This is a genomic window from Deltaproteobacteria bacterium (genome assembly GCA_016213065.1).
Lineage (GTDB): Bacteria > UBA10199 > UBA10199 > SPLOWO2-01-44-7 > SPLOWO2-01-44-7 > JACRBV01.
On record JACRBV010000039.1, the window covers coordinates 1 to 4,528 of the forward strand.

6 protein-coding genes are annotated in these 4,528 nt (G+C 43.3%); 5 read left to right on the forward strand and 1 reads right to left on the reverse strand.

The features are described from left to right. From surE to HY877_02100, 4 genes are all read left to right on the forward strand, one after another. A partial coding sequence (surE, locus tag HY877_02085; protein MBI5299073.1) for a 5'/3'-nucleotidase SurE occupies positions 1-529 on the forward strand: 529 nt, incomplete at its 5' end. Between the two features lie 26 nt (positions 530-555). Next, positions 556-1,173 (forward strand): protein-L-isoaspartate(D-aspartate) O-methyltransferase, encoded by a 618-nt coding sequence (locus HY877_02090; GenBank protein MBI5299074.1) that lies wholly within the window; start codon positions 556-558, stop codon positions 1,171-1,173. Further along, on the forward strand, positions 1,166-1,942 hold the full coding sequence (locus HY877_02095) for a peptidoglycan DD-metalloendopeptidase family protein (protein ID MBI5299075.1): 777 nt from the start codon (positions 1,166-1,168) through the stop codon (positions 1,940-1,942). The genes HY877_02090 and HY877_02095 overlap by 8 nt, the downstream gene beginning before the upstream one ends. A gap of 96 nt (positions 1,943-2,038) precedes the next feature. Further along, positions 2,039-2,563, forward strand: a complete 525-nt coding sequence (locus HY877_02100; protein ID MBI5299076.1) for an adenine phosphoribosyltransferase — start codon at positions 2,039-2,041, stop codon at positions 2,561-2,563. A 6-nt stretch (positions 2,564-2,569) separates the two neighbouring features. On the opposite strand, the gene HY877_02105 is transcribed toward HY877_02100, so the two are convergent. Further along, positions 2,570-2,725, reverse strand: coding sequence for a hypothetical protein (locus HY877_02105; GenBank protein ID MBI5299077.1), 156 nt, complete (start codon positions 2,723-2,725; stop codon positions 2,570-2,572). A gap of 97 nt (positions 2,726-2,822) precedes the next feature. Here HY877_02105 and hemN point away from each other — a divergent pair, with 97 nt between their 5' ends. Continuing rightward, a complete protein-coding gene (gene hemN / locus HY877_02110; protein ID MBI5299078.1) occupies positions 2,823-4,220 on the forward strand; it encodes an oxygen-independent coproporphyrinogen III oxidase in 1,398 nt (465 codons plus the stop codon). The last annotated feature ends 308 nt before the right edge of the window (positions 4,221-4,528 follow it).

The window sequence follows — 4,528 nt, forward strand, 5'->3', positions numbered from 1 at the left end:
CACCCTTGGTGTCAAAGAAATTTTGACACGCCCGCCCGATCTGATTGTTTCGGGTATTAACAAAGGAGCCAATCTGGGTGAAGATGTCCATTATTCCGGCACCGTTTCCGCGGCGGTTGAGGGGGGCATTATGGGGATTCCCTCTATTGCGCTTTCTTTGATGGGACGGGATCATTATAATTTTTCCGGTGCGGCTCAATTTGCCGTGCGGCTTGCGAAAAAAGTTTTGAAAGAGGGGCTTCCTCCCGGTGTGATTTTGAATGTTAATATCCCCAATCTTTTTTTAAAACAGATTAAGGGGCATCAATTTACCAAACAGGGAAAACGCAATTATGGGGATATTATCGCCGAGAGAATTGATCCGCGCGGCAAAAAATATTACTGGATCGGTGGGGACCAGTTTGATTTTGAAAATATTTCCGGTTCCGATTGCAACGCGCTTTTGGCCAATTACATTTCCATCACACCCATTAAAGTCAACATAACCGACCACGAATTCTTGGACACATTACGCAAGTGGAAATTATAAAAGAGTACAGTGTTGCGCGCAAAAGAATGATTGAACAGCAATTGATTCCCGGGGGTGTCTGCGACCCGCGTATTCTGAAGGCCATGGGAAAAATTCCGAGGCACCGTTTTGTTGAGAAGGGTCTGGAAGATCAGGCTTATCAAGATCGTCCCATGACCATTGGTTCCGGGCAAACCATTTCCCAACCTTTAATTGTTGGGATGATGACGCAAGCCTTGGAGTTGAAAGGTCATGAAAAAGTATTGGAAATTGGAACAGGTTCCGGATATCAAACGGCGATTCTTGCGGAGCTGGCAAAAAAAGTTTACACCATTGAACGTTTGAAAGATTTATCCGTTACCGCACGAAAAATTTTATATCGTTTCGGTTATAAAAATATCGAGTTTCGTATCGGAGATGGAACTTTGGGTTGGCCCGAAGAAGCTCCTTTCGATGCCATTATTGTTACAGCCGGAGGGCCGGAGATCCCATCGGCATTGAAACTTCAGGTTGCAGAGGGGGGGCGCTTGCTGATACCGGTTGGTTCAACGGAGAGTCAAAAAATGTATTTATTAAAAAAAATAAACGGAGAGTGGGCAACATTTGTTTTGTCGGATTGCCGGTTTGTAAAGCTGATTGGGAAGGAAGGGTGGAAGGGTGAATAGAAGAGAGAGGCAGAGAGGCAAAGAAGCAAGAAGCAGAGAGGCAAGAAGCAGAGAAAAAAGAGTTATTTCTTTGCTTCTCTGCTTCTTTGTTTCTTGCTTCTTATTCAGTTGCGCCACATCCTATGATGCCCATGGCGTTTTTCATAAAGTGCGCAAAGGAGAAAATCTTCTCTGGATTGCAAAATCTTATGGCGTTGATTTGCAGGATTTGGCCGAGGAAAACAATGTGCAGAATGTGGATCATGCTTTAACCCCCGGAGAAAAACTCTACATTCCACCACGACGCGAGCGCCGTTATAAAAAATTGCCTTTTGAAGAAAAAATTGCAAAAAATATCGAAAAGAAACCAGCAAAGAAAAAAGGGAAAGAAATTTCGACAAAAATTTATACCGATCACACGCGTTTTAAATGGCCTGTGGATGGATCAGTGATTTCCCCATTTGGTGTGCGCCATGGGAGAAGGCATGACGGTGTGGACATCAAAGCGGTGACCGGCACTCCCATACATGTGGCAGATGCCGGTACGGTTGTTTATGCGGGTTCCATGCACGGTTATGGCAATTTAATTCTGATACGTCACCGTGATGATTTTTTTACGGCCTATGCGCATAATCAAAAAAATAATGTAAAAGAGGGACAAAAAATAAAACGGGGACAAGTCATTGGGTTGGTGGGAAGAACCGGCAGGGCAACGGGTTCCCATTTGCATTTTGAAGTAAGAGAAGGGGAGAAGGCTAGAAATCCTCTTTTCTTTTTGCCCGTCAACTAAATCAAGACTATGGACAATGGACCATTGACTATAGACTAAAAACAAAAAGCAGTTATTCTATGGTCCATAGTCCATGGTCCTTCCAAGGAGAAGACAATGAGCATTGCAAAATTGATTAAAAGTAAAATCCGGGATGTGCCCGATTTTCCAAAGCCGGGTATTTTGTTCAAAGACATTACGCCGCTTTTACAAGATAGACATCTCTTTGCGCAAATTATTGACACTTTGGGAGAACGTTATCTCGACAAAAAAATCGACACTATTGTTGGAATTGAATCACGCGGTTTTTTATTTGGCGCCGCTTTGGCCTACCGCCTTGGGTGTGCTCTTGTGCCAATCCGCAAAGTTGGGAAATTGCCCTACAAAACTATTCAAGCTTCCTATGATCTGGAATATGGAAACGCAACCATCGAAATGCATATCGATTCCATCAAAGAAAATGAGAGAATTATTGTCATTGATGATCTTCTAGCCACCGGTGGAACGGCGAGTGCTACTTGTGAATTGGTGGAAAAACAAGGTGGCAAAGTGGTTGAATGCGCTTTTGTTGTGGAGCTTAACTTCCTCCACGGCCGTGACAAATTGAAGGGGAGAGAAGTTTTTAGTCTGGTGCAATATTAAAACGGGCTATCTGGAATTTTTTCTGCCGACATGTCTTGTCTGAAGCGTGCCACGATCTTCATGAACATCCCGCGACTGTTTGAAATTGGTCCCCACTTTGCGCCACGTAAGAGCTGTTTCATTTCGTTTGCTTCCCAATTTATGCATTTTTCTTTTTTTCATGAGCTCAGTATATAATACGGTCGGAATTTATCAATCAAAGTCTGAAAATCTCTTGGACATTGACGGCAATGGCAAAAACGGATACTCAAACGGTCCCGTGAAGGACATTCAAACAACCATTGATGCCGAGAAGATCACGATCTCCGAGGCATTAGTTTCCAAATACAGCAAGGCGGGTCCGCGCTACACCAGCTATCCCACGGCCCCAAATTGGGATGATACCTTTGGTCCCGACGATTTTGTTCGTCAAATCGAAAAAGGAAACGAAAAGAAAACGCCGCTCTCTTTATATTTTCATATCCCTTTTTGCGAAGAGCGCTGTACTTTTTGCGCCTGCAATGTTGTGGCAACAAAACGGCATGAAGTTTCCGAACCTTATTTGGAAGCGTTGATCCATGAAATTAAAACCGTCGCCCAGAAAACAGATGGCTCCAGAGAAGTGAGTCAGTTACATTGGGGTGGGGGAACACCAACCTACTTGAATCCCAAACAGATTGAAAAACTCTACAACATTATTTTGCAAAATTTCGTTTTCGAAAAAGATGCCGAAATTTCGGTTGAAATTGATCCCAGGATCACCACCGAGGAACAACTCAAAGTTTTGCGTCAACTTGGTTTCAACCGCGTGAGTCTCGGCGTTCAGGATTTCGAACCGGAAGTGCAGAAACTGGCAGGACGCATTCAGCCGGAAAAGCAGACGCGACACGCAGTGGAAGTGTGTCGTGAACTGAAATTTAAAAGCATCAACATGGATCTCATCTACGGGCTTCCAAAACAAACGCTCCAAACTTTTCAAAGCACAATACAAAAAGTTTTAGTGCTTGATCCTGATCGCATCGCCCTATTTAATTTTGCCTACGTTCCGTGGATGCACGCGCATCAAAGAAAAATTTTCGATCAAGATTTGGCAACGCCGATTCAAAAACTGAAAATGTTCTGCGAAGCGGTGCAATCGTTTCAAAATAACGGATATGAATTCATCGGGCTTGATCACTTTGCAAAGAAAAATGACGAGCTCTCGGTGGCCAAACTTCATTGCACCATGTATCGCAATTTTCAGGGCTACACGACCAAATCTTTTTGCGACATGATTGGCATGGGAGTCACTTCCATCAGCCATTTGTCGGGAGCGTTTGCGCAAAATGCGAAAAAATTAAAAGATTATGAAAATCTCGCGCTCAGTCAGGGTTTGGCAACGCAAAGAGGCATGTTTCTGAATGCGGATGATTTGAAAAGAGAATGGGTGATTCGCGAATTGATGTGCCATCAGTGTGTTGACAAAAAAGCGTTCGAAAAAACTTTTGATATTCCCTTTGACGTTTATTTCAAAAAAGAGCTAGAAAAACTTCCACCCTTGGAAAAGGATCAACTCATTTGTTTAAATTCAGAAAAAATCCGCGTCACCCCACTTGGGCGCATTTTCCTAAGAAATATAGCCATGCTCTTCGACGCCTACCTCCAACCCCAACAAAAACAATTTTCAAAAACGCTTTAAGATAAAATTAGGTCTCGTTTTTTTCATCCACCAAAGACTAAGAGTAGATATCATGCCTCCACTTATCATTAAAACTTTGATAACTCCAAACAAGTTCGCAAAATAGCCTCCTAAAAATTTTCCTGTGGGTCGGCACATTTGGCTGACAAAAAACCTTAAACTCATCAGTAATCCCTCAGTTTTACCTCCGACAAAAAATTAGTAGGTGTGGTTTCCGATGTTTGGCAATCACTGATGATAGGCGGGAGGCGAGAGACCGGAAGCGGTGCTACGGTGGCATGGGGTTGTATATTTTGACAAGGTGTGCG

Coding starts and splice junctions, on each gene's coding strand:
- HY877_02090 (MBI5299074.1), top strand. CDS start 556: ATGATTGAACAGCAATTGATTCCCGGGGGTGTCTGCGACCCGCGTATT.
- HY877_02100 (MBI5299076.1), top strand. CDS start 2,039: ATGAGCATTGCAAAATTGATTAAAAGTAAAATCCGGGATGTGCCCGAT.
- HY877_02105 (MBI5299077.1), bottom strand. CDS start 2,725: ATGAAAAAAAGAAAAATGCATAAATTGGGAAGCAAACGAAATGAAACA.